Annotated in this window: 18 protein-coding genes; 7 read left to right on the top strand and 11 right to left on the bottom strand. The window is 72.3% G+C overall.

All coding sequences use genetic code 11. From position 1 onward, the window contains the following. Positions 1 to 262: 262 nt before the first annotated feature. Positions 263 to 784, bottom strand: a complete 522-nt coding sequence (locus ACLBYG_RS29840) for a DUF2244 domain-containing protein (RefSeq protein WP_447683889.1) — start codon at positions 782 to 784, stop codon at positions 263 to 265. Positions 785 to 1,029: 245 nt separating this feature from the next. On the opposite strand from ACLBYG_RS29840, the gene nth reads away from it, so the two are divergent. Both nth and purC read left to right on the top strand, forming a co-directional pair. After that, a complete protein-coding gene (gene nth / locus ACLBYG_RS29845) occupies positions 1,030 to 1,704 on the top strand; it encodes an endonuclease III (RefSeq protein ID WP_447683902.1) in 675 nt (224 codons plus the stop codon). A 241-nt stretch (positions 1,705 to 1,945) separates the two neighbouring features. Next, on the top strand, positions 1,946 to 2,740 hold the full coding sequence (purC, locus tag ACLBYG_RS29850) for a phosphoribosylaminoimidazolesuccinocarboxamide synthase (RefSeq protein WP_010684691.1): 795 nt from the start codon (positions 1,946 to 1,948) through the stop codon (positions 2,738 to 2,740). 6 nt (positions 2,741 to 2,746) lie between these two features. Here the strand turns inward: purC and ACLBYG_RS29855 are convergent, their stop codons facing one another. The 4 genes from ACLBYG_RS29855 to ACLBYG_RS29870 are packed head-to-tail and all read right to left on the bottom strand — an operon-like array spanning position 2,747 to position 7,647. Further along, complete coding sequence (locus tag ACLBYG_RS29855; protein ID WP_447683890.1) at positions 2,747 to 4,381, bottom strand: glycosyltransferase; 1,635 nt, start codon at positions 4,379 to 4,381, stop codon at positions 2,747 to 2,749. Then, positions 4,378 to 6,501 carry a glycosyltransferase family 2 protein gene (locus tag ACLBYG_RS29860; protein ID WP_447683891.1) on the bottom strand — a complete coding sequence of 708 codons (2,124 nt, stop codon included), beginning with the start codon at positions 6,499 to 6,501 and terminating at the stop codon, positions 4,378 to 4,380. The genes ACLBYG_RS29855 and ACLBYG_RS29860 overlap by 4 nt, the downstream gene beginning before the upstream one ends. Continuing rightward, positions 6,413 to 7,090, bottom strand: a complete 678-nt coding sequence (locus ACLBYG_RS29865) for a hypothetical protein (RefSeq protein ID WP_447683892.1) — start codon at positions 7,088 to 7,090, stop codon at positions 6,413 to 6,415. Before ACLBYG_RS29865 ends, ACLBYG_RS29860 begins: the two co-directional genes overlap by 89 nt. Positions 7,091 to 7,113: 23 nt before the next feature. Continuing rightward, positions 7,114 to 7,647: an invasion associated locus B family protein gene (locus ACLBYG_RS29870; protein WP_012320430.1), complete on the bottom strand. Its 534-nt coding sequence runs from the start codon at positions 7,645 to 7,647 to the stop codon at positions 7,114 to 7,116. Between the two features lie 186 nt (positions 7,648 to 7,833). Between ACLBYG_RS29870 and ACLBYG_RS29875 the strand changes: the two genes are divergently transcribed. Further along, entirely contained in the window at positions 7,834 to 8,208 is a 375-nt protein-coding gene (locus tag ACLBYG_RS29875) for a hypothetical protein (RefSeq protein WP_020092489.1), read from the top strand. A 29-nt stretch (positions 8,209 to 8,237) separates the two neighbouring features. Here ACLBYG_RS29875 and ACLBYG_RS29880 read toward each other — a convergent pair whose 3' ends face one another. The 3 genes from ACLBYG_RS29880 to ACLBYG_RS29890 all read right to left on the bottom strand — a co-directional run bounded on the left by ACLBYG_RS29880 (position 8,238) and on the right by ACLBYG_RS29890 (position 9,962). Then, positions 8,238 to 8,972, bottom strand: a complete 735-nt coding sequence (locus tag ACLBYG_RS29880; RefSeq protein ID WP_447683893.1) for a M48 family metallopeptidase — start codon at positions 8,970 to 8,972, stop codon at positions 8,238 to 8,240. Positions 8,973 to 9,038: 66 nt separating this feature from the next. After that, a complete protein-coding gene (locus tag ACLBYG_RS29885) occupies positions 9,039 to 9,590 on the bottom strand; it encodes an A24 family peptidase (RefSeq protein ID WP_447683894.1) in 552 nt (183 codons plus the stop codon). A 207-nt stretch (positions 9,591 to 9,797) separates the two neighbouring features. Then, positions 9,798 to 9,962, bottom strand: coding sequence for a Flp family type IVb pilin (locus ACLBYG_RS29890; protein ID WP_012320434.1), 165 nt, complete (start codon positions 9,960 to 9,962; stop codon positions 9,798 to 9,800). A gap of 298 nt (positions 9,963 to 10,260) precedes the next feature. On the opposite strand from ACLBYG_RS29890, the gene ACLBYG_RS29895 reads away from it, so the two are divergent. Both ACLBYG_RS29895 and ACLBYG_RS29900 read left to right on the top strand, forming a co-directional pair. Then, positions 10,261 to 10,755 carry a pilus assembly protein N-terminal domain-containing protein gene (locus ACLBYG_RS29895; protein ID WP_020092492.1) on the top strand — a complete coding sequence of 165 codons (495 nt, stop codon included), beginning with the start codon at positions 10,261 to 10,263 and terminating at the stop codon, positions 10,753 to 10,755. 113 nt (positions 10,756 to 10,868) lie between these two features. Then, positions 10,869 to 11,516, top strand: a complete 648-nt coding sequence (locus tag ACLBYG_RS29900) for an RraA family protein (RefSeq protein ID WP_020092493.1) — start codon at positions 10,869 to 10,871, stop codon at positions 11,514 to 11,516. Here the strand turns inward: ACLBYG_RS29900 and ACLBYG_RS29905 are convergent. Next, positions 11,492 to 12,406 (bottom strand): LysR family transcriptional regulator, encoded by a 915-nt coding sequence (locus ACLBYG_RS29905; RefSeq protein WP_447683895.1) that lies wholly within the window; start codon positions 12,404 to 12,406, stop codon positions 11,492 to 11,494. The genes ACLBYG_RS29900 and ACLBYG_RS29905 overlap by 25 nt on opposite strands. Before the next feature lie 119 nt (positions 12,407 to 12,525). Here ACLBYG_RS29905 and ACLBYG_RS29910 point away from each other — a divergent pair, with 119 nt between their 5' ends. Continuing rightward, the gene (locus tag ACLBYG_RS29910; RefSeq protein ID WP_447683896.1) at positions 12,526 to 13,689 is read left to right on the top strand and encodes a mandelate racemase/muconate lactonizing enzyme family protein; all 1,164 of its coding nucleotides are present in this window, start codon (positions 12,526 to 12,528) and stop codon (positions 13,687 to 13,689) included. A 53-nt stretch (positions 13,690 to 13,742) separates the two neighbouring features. Continuing rightward, entirely contained in the window at positions 13,743 to 14,417 is a 675-nt protein-coding gene (locus ACLBYG_RS29915) for a metallophosphoesterase family protein (RefSeq protein ID WP_447683897.1), read from the top strand. Positions 14,418 to 14,549: 132 nt separating this feature from the next. Here the strand turns inward: ACLBYG_RS29915 and ACLBYG_RS29920 are convergent, their stop codons facing one another. Further along, the gene (locus tag ACLBYG_RS29920; RefSeq protein ID WP_132367235.1) at positions 14,550 to 14,933 is read right to left on the bottom strand and encodes a DUF423 domain-containing protein; all 384 of its coding nucleotides are present in this window, start codon (positions 14,931 to 14,933) and stop codon (positions 14,550 to 14,552) included. Further along, on the bottom strand, positions 14,930 to 15,583 hold the full coding sequence (yihA, locus tag ACLBYG_RS29925; RefSeq protein WP_056526930.1) for a ribosome biogenesis GTP-binding protein YihA/YsxC: 654 nt from the start codon (positions 15,581 to 15,583) through the stop codon (positions 14,930 to 14,932). Before yihA ends, ACLBYG_RS29920 begins: the two co-directional genes overlap by 4 nt. Positions 15,584 to 15,588 lie beyond the last annotated feature (5 nt).

Genomic DNA, 15,588 nt, shown 5'->3' on the forward strand with positions numbered 1-15,588 from the left:
GCGCCTCAGTCGCCCGAGGCTCATCAGAGGCAAACAGAAGACCGCCCGGCAATCCCGCCGGCCAGCCCGCCCGCTTGTCAGAAGATGGCTCAGCGCCCGGTCCACTTCCGCGGCCGGCGCCGATGAGCCGGGGTATAGAGCCCTCGAATTTGCCCGTCAACAGCCCTGTTCCATCTCCGGGCTGTTTTTTCGCACGGTCCGGGCGATCGCTGCCGCGGCGCCTCCCTGCCCTCTCAGGAGGCCAGAGAGGTCCGGGATCCGGTCAGTGCCCCTTCTTCACCTGCGCGAGCGCCGCCCTGAGCCCCTGGGCTACCCGCGCCCGCTCGTCCGGCCCGGCGTCGCGCGCGACCAGCGCCTGCTGCCGGCGCGAGACCAGGGTCAGGCGCTGGAGGCCGTACTCGTCGTCCTCGACCGTCTCGAGCTTGGTCCAGAGCGGATTGAACCGCCACTCCCGCCGCTCACCGCGGTGGCTGACCCGGGCGAGCAGGATCTCGATCTGCGAGATCATCACCTCCTCGAAGGAGCGCCCGCGCCGGAAGCTCACCTTCAGCGCCGCGTAGATCGCCAGCATGTCGAGGCCGAAGAAGCCGGCCACGGGCCAGAAGCCCATGCGCCACGCCCAGACCGACACGGCGACCGAGACCGCGCAGCAGCCGGTCATGACCACCCGGAAGCCGCGCCGGCTCAACGACTGGTGCGGCCGGATCGTCGCGGTGAAGACGGGCCGGTCGATCGTGTCCGGATCGAGCCCGTACGGGTGGACGGAAGGATTGCCGCTCGCCATGCGATCCATATAACGCGCCGATGCGCGCCAGAAAGACTCCCCCGCCCGTGACGGATCGCGCCGGTCGCGCCGCCGCGGGACCGGCCGAGACCGCGTCCGAGACGGTATCCGGGACAGCCCCGACGCGGCGGGGCAAGGGCGGCTCCGGGAGCAAGCCCGAGGGGGCGTCCAAGAAGGCGTCCGAGCGGGCGTCCAAGGGAGCATCCGAGAGCGCCGTCTCCGCGCGGCTCGGGGGTCCGATCGGGCTGGCCGTCACCGCGCAGGTGGATACGGCCCCCGAGGCGGTCGACGCGGCGGCCCTCGCCGAGATCTTCCGCCGCTTCCAGGCGGCGGAGCCGGAGCCCAAGGGCGAGCTCCACTACGTCAATCCGTTCACGCTGCTCGTCGCCGTGGTGCTGTCGGCCCAGGCGACCGACCGCGGCGTCAACCTCGCCACCGGCCCGCTCTTCGCGGTCGCCGACACGCCCGAGAAGATGCTGGCGCTCGGCGAGGACCGGGTCCGCGACTTCGTGCGCACGATCGGGCTGTTCAACACCAAGGCGAAGAACGTCGTCGCCCTCTCGCGCATCCTCGTGGAAACGCACGGCGGCGCGGTCCCGGCGAGCCTGGAAGCCCTGCAGGTCCTGCCCGGGGTCGGTGCCAAGACCGCGAGCGTGGTGCTCAACATCGCCTTCGGGGTTCCGCGGATCGCCGTCGACACCCACATCTTCAGGGTCTCGAACCGGATCCCGCTCTTCGTCGGCGCGACGACCGACAAGGTCCAGGCCGGGCTCGAGGCGATCGTGCCGGACGCCTACCGACTCCACGCCCATCACTGGCTGATTCTCCACGGACGCTACACCTGCAAGGCGCGCAAGCCCGAATGCCCGCGCTGCCTCATCGCCGACCTCTGCCGCTACCCGTCCAAGACGATCGATTGACGACCGCACGACGACCGCGAGACGCGCGCGCGACGGGTCGCGGAGGTCGTCCCGGGCACGTCCCGACCGGCCTCCGCAATCCCGCCCTGCGGGCTAACGCGTTGTGCTGGAAGCCCGCTTCCGCTAGTTTGGCGGCCGGTCGCCGGGGCCCTCGGGCAGAGGCCGTCCGGCGGCCCGACCTCGCGTCCGGTCGCCGCGCCGCGGATTCCTCCCCATCGTCGCGCATCAGGAGCCTCGGCCCATGGACTTCCTCAAACCACGGTACACGCCTATGAATCGCCGCCGTCGCATCTACGAGGGCAAGGCGAAGGTCCTCTACGAGGGGCCGGAGCCCGGCACGCTCATCCAGCACTTCAAGGACGACGCGACGGCCTTCAACGCGAAGAAGCACGAGGTCATCGACGGCAAGGGTGTGCTGAACAACCGGATCTCGGAGTTCGTCTTCCAGCACCTCAACGACATCGGCGTGCCGACGCACTTCATCCGCCGGTTGAACATGCGCGAGCAGCTGATCCGCGAAGTCGAGATCATCCCCCTCGAGGTCGTGGTGCGCAACGTCGCGGCCGGGTCGCTGGCGACGCGCCTCGGCCTGGAGGAAGGCACGCAGCTGCCGCGCTCGATCATCGAGTTCTACTACAAGAACGACGCGCTGAACGATCCGATGGTCTCCGAGGAGCACATCACCGCCTTCGGCTGGGCGACGCCCCAGGAGATCGACGACATCATGGCGCTGGCGATCCGCGTCAACGATTTCCTGTCGGGTCTCTTCCTCGGCGTCGGCATCCGGCTGGTCGATTTCAAGATGGAGACCGGTCGCCTCTGGGAAGGCGACATGATGCGCATCGTCGTCGCCGACGAGATCTCCCCGGATTCCTGCCGGCTCTGGGACATCAAGTCCTCCGACAAGCTCGACAAGGACCGGTTCCGGAAGGATCTGGGCGGCCTGATCGAGGCCTATACCGAGGTCGCCAAGCGGCTCGGCATCATGTCGGAGAACGAGAAGGTCCAGGGCGGCGGCCCGCGCCTCGTGCAGTAGGCCCGGTCAGGCGCCCGGCCGGCGCAGGGGCGCCGGTCCGGCCTCGGGAAACCCCGCGCGCAGCCGCGCGTGGGTCGAGAGTTCCGGGTCGAAGCCCGGGTGATAATGGGGGTCCTGCACCAGCAGCGACCCCCATCGCGTTCTCAGCGCCGCGATCTCGCGCGCGTGGCGGGCCCGGGCCTCTCGGGTCCAGCGGCGGCTCGCCGCCTCGCGGTGATGGAGGACCGCCCCGGGGACCAGGAGCGTGCGGTAGCCGGCCGCGTTCAGGCGCAGGCAGAGATCGACGTCGTTGAAGTCGACCGCGAAGACCGCCTCGTCGAACCCGCCGACCGCGCGGAACTTCGCCGCCTCGACGGCCAGGCACGCCGCGGTCACCGCCGACACCGTGTGGGTGACGCGCAGGGCCCCGAGGTATCCGGGGGCATTGCCGGGAAAGTGCCGGTGCCCGTGGGTGACGAGGCCGCCGGTGCCGAGCACGATGCCGCCGTGCTGGATCCGGCCGTCGCCGTCGAGGAGCTTGGCACCGACGGCTCCCACATCCGGGCGCAGTGCCTCCCGGGCCATGCGGGACAGCCAGTCGGGCCGGAAGGCCTCGACGTCGTTGTTGACGAAGACCAGCAGCCTGCCGCGGGCGCGGGCCGCGGCGGCGTTGTTCATCGCGGCGAAGTTGAACGGCCCGGGCCAGGGCACGACGTGCCCCCTCCCCTCCCCCTCCAGCGCCCGCAGGTAGGCCAGCGTCTCGGGCTCGCGACTGTCGTTGTCGCAGACGATGATCTCGGTCGACGGCCAGTCGGTGCAGCCTCGCAGGCTCTCGAGGCAGGGGCGCAGGAGATCCAGGCGGTCGCGGGTCGGCACGATGAGGCTCGCCAAGGGCCGCTCGTCCGGCAGGGGATGCTTGACCTGCACGAGACCGTCGAGCCCGACGGCCACGCCAACGCCCTCCCGCCCTGTCCGGTCGAGGTGATCGCGCACCAGCGCGTGGTGGGGGACGCGCCCGGTTTCGCCGCCCCGCGTCGCGGTCGAGGCGCCGCGCCGGACCGACAGGATCTCCGGCAGGTGGCCGATGGCGCCGGGACCGAAGCGCTCCGCGATGCGGAACGCGGCCTCGGCGGGACTGCCGGGATCGTCGCCGGGCTCGAGGGCGCCGCGTCGGCAGGCCAGCACGGGTCCGAGATAATCGAGGGCCGCGAGCCGGTCGGCGTCGAAGACCGGCGGCAGAAGCGGCAGCACCGCGCCGCCGGGTCTCTCCTGCACCAAGGCGTCGCCGTACAGCGCCTGCAGGTCGGGCTCGCGCGCGAACGCGGCGGCGATCCGGCCGGGCGCACCGGCGACGAGGACCCCGTCGCCGATCAGGCGGATCGCGTCTGCTGGACCGGCCGGCGCGGGGGGGAAGCGGTCGAGGATCCCGGGCGGCAGGGTGAGCCGATGGTCGATCCCGATCAGGGCGGCGAGCGCCTGCCGGGCGCGCAGGCGCTTACCCGTCACGCGCGCGCGCAGGATCGCGGCCGCCGCCCGGGGATGCGCGAGGAGTTGGCGCGTCGCGCCCACCAGCGCGCGCCAGGAGCGGCGCGACGGTCCGAGATACGTCGCGGCATCGTGGCCCGACGCGCCGTCCGATGCGCCGTCCGACCGCGGCGTCATTCCAGATCCTCGCCGAACGTCGTGACCGACAGGGCGGGGTGGTAGAACGGATCGTGCCGGATCACGGCCCGCCAGCGCTCGGAGAAGCGGGCCGCCTCCTGCTCGAAGCGCGCGCGCTTGGCCCCGACGGACGGACCGCGGCTGACCGATTCGAGATGGGCCAGTGTCGCGGCCGGCGTCCAGACCGTCTTCCAGCCGGCGGCGCCGAGGCGGAGGCAGAAATCGACGTCGTTGAAGTCGACCGGGAATGCCTCGGCGTCGAAGCCGCCCACCGCCAGATACTTCTCCCGCGCGACGGCGAGGCAGGCGGCCGTCACCGCCGAGACCTCGTGCGCCACCCGCAGCTGGCCGAGATGGCCCGGCGTGTCACCGGGCCGGCGGCGCAGGATGTGGCCGGCCCGGCCGCCGAGGCCGACGACGACGCCGGCATGCTGCAGCGTGCCGTCGCCGTAGAGAAGCTTCGCCCCGACGGCGCCGACCTCCGGCCGGCACGCCTGCCGGACCATGGCCTCGAGCCAGCTCGGCTCCAGCACGGCGACGTCGTTGTTCAGCAGGACGACGATCGTCCCGGACGCCGCGGCGACGCCGGCGTTGACCATCGCGGCGAAGTTGAAGGGCTGCGGGTCCATGAGGATCCGGACACGCGGATCGCCGCGCAGGGTCGCGTAGTGGTCGAGCACCGCGGGGTCGGTGGAGCCGTTGTCGACGATGATCAGCTCGATCGCCGCGTAGGCTGTCTCGTGGAGCACCCCGCGGCAGACGCGGGTGATCAGGTCGAGGCGGTCGCGCGACGGGATGACGACGCTCACCAGCGGCACCGGATCCGGCAGGGGCCACGCGAGGCGAACGGCACCGTCGTGGATCCCGGCGCGGAACAGCGGCTGTCCGGACCGGTGCGCGTCCAGGGCCGCGGCCCGGGCCGACGGGTCGAGACCGTCTCCGGCGCTGCGGGCGAGGATCCGCGGGACATGCGCTACCCGCGCGGCGGTGGTCATCGCCGCGATCGCGATGGCCGGCGCGAGCGCGGCCATCGGGCCGACCGGGCGCGCCATGGCCGCGGCCAGCCACGCCCGCGACAGGAGCAGGGGAAACCCGGGATAGCCGGTCGCCAGGGCGAGGTCCGGGCTCCAGTCCGGCTTCAGTTGCGGGCGACCGTCGGGGCCGACCGCGTCGCCGTAGGCGATGTCCGCTCCCGACAGGACCTGGGCCAGCAGCGCCAGGGCCTCCGGCTCCGGGACGTCACCGGGGCGCAGCAGGCACAGGGCGTCCGCCTCGCCGGAAAGTTCGTCGAAGCCGGAAGCCGCATCCCAGGTTCGATGCGACAGCGGCCCGTCGACCGATGCGGGCGGCGTCCCCGCCCACGCGACCTGGATCGAGTCGGGGCGGTGCGTCTGCGCGTTCAGCGCGTCGCGCGTGGCCGACAGCGCCGCCGCGTCCTCGGCTCGCGCGAGAACGACGCAGCGGATCCGCAGGGCGGAGGGCGCGACGCGGGCGGGCCGGGTCCGGGCGGCGGCCCAGGCCGGGAACCGGGCCATCGGGGTCACCGCGCAGGCGCCGCGCAGGATGTCGCGGTAGCGCCGTTCCGAGCCGCGGGCGCGCTCGTAGAGGGCGGAGACGCAGCGCCAGGGCCGGCGCAGGAGGCACTGCGCGAGCACCTCGACCTCGCGCCGGGCGCCGACCCGCTCCAGGGCGAAGTCCGCACCGGCAGAGAGACGGATCTCCCGGGTGTCCGAGGGGATCAGCCCGAGCCAGTGGGCGAGCCCCTGCGCGGCTCCCGGCAGGAGGAAGTCCTGGACCGTCTCGTCAGGCCCTCGCAGGACGCGGAGGATCGGGCGCCGGGGCGCATTCCTCGGATCGCCGGCATAGCTCAGCACGATCCAGCCGGCGGGATGGTCCGGGAGCACGAGGCGGCGATCGAAGACGGGATCGTCCGTGGATTCCAGCCGGAACCGGGTCTTCCGGCCGAGCCAGAGCCTGTCGCGGCCGGTCCGGGCAATCAGCGGGGTCGGATCGCCGAGGCGCGCCGCGGCGTCACTGGGCAGCGTCGCCTCCGCCGGGTGGCGCCGCGGCGACAGCCGGTTTGCGGCGGCGCGGTTTCGCGGCGGGCTTGCCGCCCGCACCCTTGCCGGTCCCGACACCCACCGCGATGTCGTAATCGGCCGTCATGGCGGCCGGAACCTGCAGCTCGTCGGCCACGACCGTGGCGAAGCCCTGCGCCTCTCCGGGCCCGACGATCACGCTGGCCCGCTCGGTGCGGCTCGAGACGGTCTTGCCGTCGTGGCGGATCTGGAACGTCACCGGCACATCGAACCGGCCCGGCGCGCCCGCCGGCCCGAGCAGGACGTTGATCTCGGCGCCCACCTTGACGGTGATCGAGCCGTCCTGACGCCGCGTGCATTCGCGGGCGAGACGGCCGAGGGAGAACTGGGTGCGCACCGTGTCGCCCGCGAGCGTGCGCGAGGCGGCCCCGCCTTCCGCGACCTCGACCGTCGGGCAATAGGCCGGGTCGAGGGCTTCGGGCTGCGACGGCGGGACCGTCGTGCCGCCGTACTTGAACAGGTTGGAGAAGATGTTGCCCTCCTCGGCCCGGCCCGGGGCCGGGGTGGCGAGCGACGCGGCAAGCACAAAGCCGCCGAGCCGGAGAGCGACGGTCCGGCGCCGGGCCATGTCCGGGGACCGCGTGAGGCTCCTGTTCCGATGTCCGATCATCGCACGGCTCCCGAACCGCACCGTCATTTCAGGCTGTCGAACCCGGCCGCGAAGCCCTTCATCGACAGCGGGATGCCGACGCCCTCCTCGGGCGTCTGGAACACGATGAAGGTGGCCTGCGTGCCGTTCTTGAACTGGCGGATCAGCCCGTCATCCATCACGACCTCGGCCACGCACCCGGTGGTGAGGCAGCGGACGAAGCCGGCGCGGCCGATATCCGTCTGGTCGATCTTCAGGCCGAGGCCGGACGGCAGGAGAACGCCCAGCGGCGCCACCACCCGCAGCAGGTAACCGCGATTGTCGGCGGTCTTGAGGACGATGACCACGAGGGTCAGGTTGGGCCTGTCCTCGGCGGCGAGATACTGGACGAGGGCGCACTGCTCGGCCTTCGCGCCGGCGGGCGTCTCGCAGCGCAGCTGCCAATCGTCGAAGGTCTTGCGCACCATGCCCTGAGCCGCGGCCGGCCCGGCGGGCGCCAGTGCCGCCGCGACGAGGGCGAGGAGAACCGGCAGCGCGGCGCGCCGGAAACGAACGAGCCTCGCGTGAAGCGGCACCACCGATCCCTTCGGAACGCTCCGGCCGAGGACCGGCGGGAGCCGTACAATCGGGCGTGTTCCGACCATGGTCCGCCCCGCGCTGTCAAGCGATGCGGGCGCGGTGTTGCGCGTCGGCGCTACCCGTAACGGTTTCAGCGGCCTAGATTGTGTTCGAACACTCCTCCAGCGCCGGATTTTGACGCCGTGATGCGCCCGCTCACTCTCTCGGCCGCCTGCCTGGTGGCCACCCTCGCGCAGGCGGGAGCCCAGTCCCTGCCGGTCGGAGAGACCACCTACATCGAACGCTCGCTGAACCACTCGGACACGCTGGTGATCGAGCATCCGCCCGTGGCGGCGAACCCGTACGGCCGCCGCAACGGTCAGGCGGCCATCGCCGGCTACTGCAGGGACGGCGGCCTGGTCCGCCGCCGGGACGAGTTCGGCAACCCGGTGATCATCCGCCAGCGGGAGATCTGCGACAGCGTCGCGCCGCGCACCCTCAGCCCCGGGCAGGTCGATCCCCGCCCGAGCTGGCCGGCGGATGCCGTGGCGCGCCAGCGGGTGCTCCGCGTCAAGGGCTGAGGCGGGGCTGATGCGGGGCTGAGGTCGGCTCAGCCGTAGCGATGCAGGCCGGTGCCGTGGCGCTTGAGCCACGCTTCGGCAGCGTCGGTGTTCGGGCAGAGCGCCTGCACCAGCGCCCAGAAGCGCGGAGAGTGGTTCATCTCGCGCAGATGCGCCATCTCGTGGGCGACCAGATAGTCGAGCACCATCGGCGGCGCGAGGATCAGGCGCCACGAGAAGTTCAGCTCGCCGCGGGCCGTGCAGGATCCCCAGCGACTGCGGGTATCGCGCAGCGTGACCCGGACCGGCCGCTGCCCGAGCCGCGCCGCGTAGCGCTCGATCGCTTCGGTCAGGTCGCGCTTGGCCTCGCGGGCCAGGAAGTCGCGGACCCGGCGCGCCACGTGGGCGGCGTCGCACGACACCGACAGCACCACCTCCCCCTCGACGGACTCGATGCGGACGGGACCGCTCCGGGTGCCGCGCTGGCTGATCCGGTGGGGCTCACCGCGGAGCGGCAGGCTGGCTCCGAGCTCGAAGAGCACGCGGGTCGGCACGCGCGCCAGGCGCGCGGCGATCCACTCCGCGTGGCTCGCCGCGAAGCGCTGCGCCGTGTTGATGGCGGTGCGGCTCGGCAGGGTGATCACGGCCTCGCCGGTGGCGGCGGACACGCGGAGCGTGATGCGGCGCGCGGTCGGCCGCCGACGGAGGGCGATGCGGAGGCTGGCCCCCTCGTGCTGGACCTCAAGATGATCGGGATCGGGGCGACGCAGCAGCGCGAGGGGCATGCGCGACTTCTAGCTGGGCCGGGCCCGGGGCTCCAGATCCCGCGTCTCTGAATCGCCGCGGCGGCCTCAGCTGGCGAGGGCCCGGGTCCAGACGTCGGTCTCGGGGAGGACGAGGAGCGCGGCGGCGGCCAGCGCGATCCCGTACGGGATCCCGGTCTTGGCGTCGTGCAGGTGCAGGGCGAACGGCATGCGCGCGATCTGGCCGGGCAGCGGGTGCGTCCGCGCGAACAGGATCGCCAGGGTCAGGGCGCCGCCGAACACCGAGGCCACAAGGAGGTAGTCGCCGAGGCCGTCGAAGCCGAGCCACAGGGCCGTGGCGGCCGCGAGCTTCGCGTCGCCGCCGCCGATGACGCCGAAGGCGAACAGCGTGAACGTGACGAGCAGGACGACCGCACCGGCGGCGCAGTGGAAGCCGATCTCGGTCCAGCTCATCGAGCTCGTCAGGGCCAGCAGCGCGAACCCGGCCACGAGGGCGAGGGAGATCCGGTTCGGGATCAGCATGGTGAGCAGGTCGCTGGCGGCCGCGTAGGCCATCAGGAAGGGAAACAGGATCAGGAGACCGAAACCGGCCGGGCCCAGACCCGCCAGTCCCAGGCTTGCCGTCGCTGAACCGACCATCTCGGCGCCCATCTCGTCGCAGCCTGTCGCGTCACGCAATGCGGTCCGACCCGGCGGACTGCCGGCCGGTCCGGACCTCGGATGTGCCGGGCGGCGAGCGCCGCCGCGAACAACGGCGATCCCGGCAGGCCGGGAACCCCCGCCTCTCTCCGGGTTGCGAGGAGAGGCGGGATGTCTCGAACCTGCCGCAGATCGGACGGGTCTCGATCAGTTCAGGTTGCCGGAGATCTGGCTGAACTTGCTGGTCAGGCTGGTGCCGACGGTCTTCAGCGCGGTGATGATGGCCACGGCGATGAGGGCCGCGATCATGCCGTACTCGATGGCGGTGGCGCCGGACTCGTCCGAAGCAAAACGCGTGAACAGGGTCTTCATAGAGGGTGATCCTTCGATCAACACAGAGCGAGATAAAACTTGCGCGATGCCCGATGAAGAATTTTCAGGTCTCGATCGGCGGCCTGCACAGACTGCCGATTACGCCTTGAAAATCGGTTAAATCGATCCGGCACCGACCTAAAAGGCTGTCTCGCTGCGAGTTTGGTGAAGGTTGGGTTTCACCGATACGGCACAGTGCCGCGACTTGGTCTTGCTTAGCGCTTCCTTCACGGGTTCCGCGCTAGCCTCGTGCCTCGGGTAGGCTCTCTTCGACCGCCCGCCGTCTTGAGGAACCCCGATGCGTCGCACCCTGTCGATCGCGGGCCGCGCCGGCCTCGTCGTCCTGCTGACGGGCGCCGCGGCCGCGGCCGGCCAGCCCGATCTGCTGCCCGTCGTGACCGTTCTCGTCGACAACGCCAAGGTGCTCCGCCTGCCGGAGAAGACGTCGACCGTCATCGTCGGGAACCCGATCATCGCCGAGGTGACGCCGCAGAAGAACGGCGTCCTCGTGCTCACCGGCAAGAGCTTCGGCTCCACCAACCTGATCGCCCTCGACAACGGCGGCGCCATGATCGCCGAGACGACCATCCGGGTCGAGGCGTCGCGGGACTCGACGATCACGGTGCAGCGCGGTCTCGATCGGGAATCCCTGTCGTGCACGCCGGGCTGCCAGCCGTCGGTGCAGCTCGGCGACTCGGCCAGCTACTTCGGTGCCACGAGCGGTCAGGCCGATGCCCGTCGCAAGCTCGCGACCGGCGGCGGCGCGGGCACGGTCCCGGCGGCCGATCACTGACCGGGCCGGGGTTCCATCGCGACATCGGCCGCGGCCTGGGGCAGGATCCCCCGGCCCTCGCCGATTCGCCGCGATGTCGCGGGGGCACTGACGCCAGGGAGACGTCGAGGCCGATGTCCGCCATCACCCGCAATCCGCCGCCGCCCGCCGTCGACCCGGCCGTGCTGGCGGCCTTCCGCGATGTCTCGACGGCCACGATCAGCGACTGCCTGGCGCGGATGCCGGTCCTGGCCGGCCTGCGCCCGTTCCATCGCGGCGGGGCGCTCGTGGGAACGGCTTTCACGGTCCGCGTCCGGAGCGGCGACAACCTGGCCATCCATCAGGCTCTGGAAGAGGTCCGCCCCGGCGACGTGATCGTGGTCGACGGCGCCGGCGACACGAGCCGCGCGCTGGTGGGCGACATCATGAAGGCCATCGCCGAGAGCCGGGGCGTGGCCGGCTTCGTGATCGACGGCGCCGTGCGCGACACGGCGGCGTTCGCGGGCGCGGACTTTCCCTGCTACGCCCGCGACGCGACGCCGCGGGGGCCGTTCAAGACGGGCCCCGGCGCGATCAACGTGCCGGTCTGCGTCGGCGGCTGGACGGTGAGCCCGGGGGACGTGGTGGTCGGCGACGCCGACGGCGTCGTGTCGTTCCCGCCCGGCGACGCGGCCGCCCTGCTCGACGCCGTGCGGGCGCAGGCGGCCCGCGAGGCGGAGGTCCTGGAGCAGATCCGGGCCGGTCGCTACGACGGCCGCTACGCCCGGGTGGCGAAGGCCTGATCCGGCCGGGCGCCCTCGGGCACCTGCAGGCGCCGCCACAGGGCATCGGCCGCGCCGCCTCGGCCCTCGCGCGTCCGGAACAGCCGGATCTCCACCGGAACGTCCAGCTCCTCCGGGCCTGCCCGCACGAGCTGTCCGCGGGCGATCGCCGCCTGCGCGAGCGTCACCGGGAGCCACGCGACACCGTCGCCCCCCTGGGCCATGGTCATCAGCGTCGCCGCGAGGTGCGACGTGAAGGCCGGCTCGTGGCCGGCCGCCGCCCCGCTCGCCGCCAGGATCCGGCCGAGCCCCGAGGCCTCGCCGTAGGCGAGGTAGCGGACCGCGCCGCTCAGGGGCCAGAGCGGCGCCCCTTCGGACGTCGGTGCGCAGAGCGGCACCAGGCTGTCCGCGCCGACGCGGACCGACTCGCAGCGGCCATCGTCCAGGGGCGTGGGGAGGTCCGCGCGGTGGTGGCACAGGAGGAGTTGCACCTCGCCGGCCAGCAGGATCGCCTCGCAGGCCGCCATGCTGTCCGAGATCAGGTTGAGGGCGCCCAGCGTCTCGAAGGGTGCGTGCCGGCGGATCCAGCCGGGAAAGAACGTGAACGACAGCGCGTGCGTGGCCGCGATCGCGAGGCTCGCATCCGCGCGCGCGCCCGCGGCCCGCGCCTCGCGGCACGCCCGGTCCAGGCCCCGCATCAACTCCTCGGCGTGCGGGCGGAAGCCCGCTCCGGCGGCGGTCAGGTGCGCCCCTTGCGCGCTCCGCAGGAACAGGGGTGTCCCGAGCCACGCCTCGAGCGCGCGGATCCGTCGGCTGAAGGCCGGCTGCGTCACGTGCCGGACCTCGGCGGCCCGCGAGAAGGTCCGGTGCTCGGCGAGCGCGAGGAAGTCCCGCACCCAGTCCAGATCCATAGCGCCTCTCCGACAGGACGGGGCCGATGCCGCCCGCGCATCGCGCGCTCCGGAAACGGCATTGGCTGACCGGGGGCCGCCGACGCTATGGCACCGGGACGCACCGGGGAGAGTCAGCCATGCGCATCGTCGACGTCCGCGAGGTCACCAAGCCGATCGCATCGCCGATCCGCAACGCCTACATCGACTTCTCGAAGATGACCACGAGCCTCGTCGCGGTGGTCACCGACGTGGTCCGCGACGGCCGGCGGGTCGTCGGCTACGGCTTCAACTCCAACGGCCGCTACGGTCAGGGCGGCCTGATCCGCGAGCGCTTCCGCGACCGGATCCTGGAGGCCGACCGGGACAGCCTCCTCGTCGATGCGGGCGACAACCTCGACCCGCACCGGGTCTGGGCCGCGATGATGCGCAACGAGAAGCCCGGTGGCCACGGCGAGCGCTCGGTGGCGGTGGGCACCCTCGACATGGCGATCTGGGACGCGGCGGCGAAGATCGCCGGGAAGCCACTGTTCCGGATGCTCGCCGAGCGGAAGGGCGTCGCCGCCGACCCGCGGGTCTTCGTCTACGCGGCCGGCGGCTACTACTATCCCGGCAAGGATGATTCCGCCCTCCGCGCCGAGATGCGCGGCTATCTCGACCGCGGCTACACCGTCGTGAAGATGAAGATCGGCGGCGCGCCGCTCGAAGAGGACCGGCGCCGGATCGAGGCCGTGCTCGCCGAGATCGACGGACGGGGCCGTCTCGCGGTGGACGCCAACGGCCGCTTCGATCTCGAGACCGCCATCGCGTACGCCCGGATGCTGCGGCAGTACCCGCTGTTCTGGTACGAGGAGGCGGGCGACCCGCTCGACTACGCGCTCCAAGCGGCACTCGCGCCCTACTATCCCGGGCCGATGGCCACCGGCGAGAACCTGTTCTCGCACCAGGACGCGCGCAATCTCCTGCGCTACGGCAACATGCGGCCCGACCGCGACTGGCTGCAGTTCGACTGCGCCCTGTCGTACGGGCTCGTGGAGTACCTGCGCACCCTCGACGTGCTGGCCGAGTTCGGCTGGTCGCCCACCCGCTGCATCCCGCATGGCGGGCACCAGATGTCGCTCAACATCGCGGCCGGGCTGGGCCTCGGCGGCAACGAGAGCTACCCGGACCTGTTCCAGCCCTACGGCGGCTTCCCCGACGGGGTGCGCGTCGAGGACGGCCACATCACCATGCCGGACCTGCCGGGCATCGGCTTCGAGGGCAAGTCGGACCTCATCGCGGAGATGCGCGCCCTCGCGGCGTAGCGCGCCGACCCGGGCGGCCTTGCGGAACGCGCCACCGCGTTGGACGATGGCGCATGGATTCCGGCCCCCTCACCTACGCGATCGGCGACGTCCACGGCTGCGCCGCCCTCCTCGACGCGCTGCTGGAGCGGATCGCCGACCATGCGGGCGATCGTCCCCACCGGCTGGTCTTCCTCGGGGACTACATCGACCGCGGCCCGGACAGCGCCGCGGTGCTCCGCACCGTGAGCCGCCTGAACTGGGCCGAGCCCGAGCGCGTCGTCTGCCTGATGGGCAATCACGAGCGGATGCTGCTCGACGCACTCCAGACGGAGAGCGCGGCCGCGCACTGGATGTTCAACGGCGGCGAGGCGACGCTCGATTCGTTCGGCGCGCGGGATCCTGCCAGCCTGCCTCGGGACACCCTCGACTGGATCGAGGCGCTCCCGACGCTGCACGGTGACGGCGCCCACTGGTACGTGCATGCCGGGCTGCGGCCCGGCGCGGACGCCCTCGGCTCGGACGCGCACGATCGCCTCTGGATCCGCGAGCCGTTCCTCGAGGGCGACCACGATTTCGGACGGCACGTGGTCCACGGCCACACGCCGCAGCGGAGCGGGCGCCCGGAAGTGCGCCGGTTCCGCACCAACCTCGACACCGCGGCCGTCTACGGCGGCGCGCTCACCGCCGGGATCTTCTCGAACGCGCAGGGGCCGGCCCTGGAATTCCTGCAGGTGAGAGCATCATAGGGCGCGACGGCGCCGTCTTTGCGAGCGGAGCGAAGCAACTCAGGGCAGCGCCGCATCGCGCGGCCCGGCGCCGCGTGGACTGCTTCGCTCCGCTCGCGAAGACTCTGGCCGGCGGGCCGCCGGCCGGACCTGTCAGACCCCGCGTCGCGCGGGCACCAGCGCGCAGAGGATCCCGGCGAGCCAGCCGCCCATCAGGGCGAAGCCGCCGGTGGGCGCCGCCATCGGGAAGAGCGCGTGCTGGAGCCACGCGCGCACCGAGAGGTCGCCGCAGAACAGGATCAGGCCGGCGACCAGCAGCCCGGCCGCGACGCGCGCGAGACCGGCCCGGACGAGGCCCGCGGCCCCGAGACCGACCAGCGCCAGGATGGCGGGGGCGTGGAACAGCAGGAACTGCGCCGCCGTCTTCAGCGAGTCCGCCCCGGGGATGTGCGCCGCGGCGGCGCTCAGCGCGACGCCGAGCAGCCCGGCCAGGGCGGCGAGCGCCGCGAGCGCGCGGTCGACACCCGCGAGTCTCACGCGCCGCGCTCCGCCAGGAGCTTGGCGATGGCCGCGCGCAGATCCGGCACGCCGGAATCGTCCCGGCTCGAGGTGAGGATCACCTGCGGGTAGGCGGCCGGCCGCTTGGCGAGCCCCGCCTCGATCCCGGCGATGCGGCTCGCGACCTCGCCCTTCTTGAGGGAATCGCCTTTCGTCAGCACGACCTGATAGCTCACCGCGGCCTTGTCGAGGCCGTCGAGGACGTCGGTGTCGATCGACTTGAAGCCGTGCCGGGCGTCGATCAGCATGAACACCCGGGCGAGGTTGGCGCGGCCCTTGAGGTAGGCGTGGATCAGCCGGGTCCACGCCTCGACCTTGGCCTTCTCGACGGCGGCGTAGCCGTAGCCGGGCATGTCGACCAGCGACAGGCGCTCGCCGATCCGGAAGAAGTTGAGCTGCTGCGTCCGCCCCGGCGTGTGCGAGGTCCGCGCCAGGGTGTTGCGCCCGGTGAGCGCGTTGATCAGGCTCGACTTGCCGACATTCGAGCGCCCCGCGAAGGCGATCTCGACGCCCTCCATGGGCGGCAGCCGGTCGAGGATCTGGGCGGCCGCGTAGAAGTCGGCCGGACCGGCGAAGAGAAGGCGGCCGGCCTCGAGGAGGTCGGCCGCGTCGTCGTTGGTCTCGCTCACGGCGT

Source organism: Methylobacterium sp. D53M, from assembly GCF_053345625.1.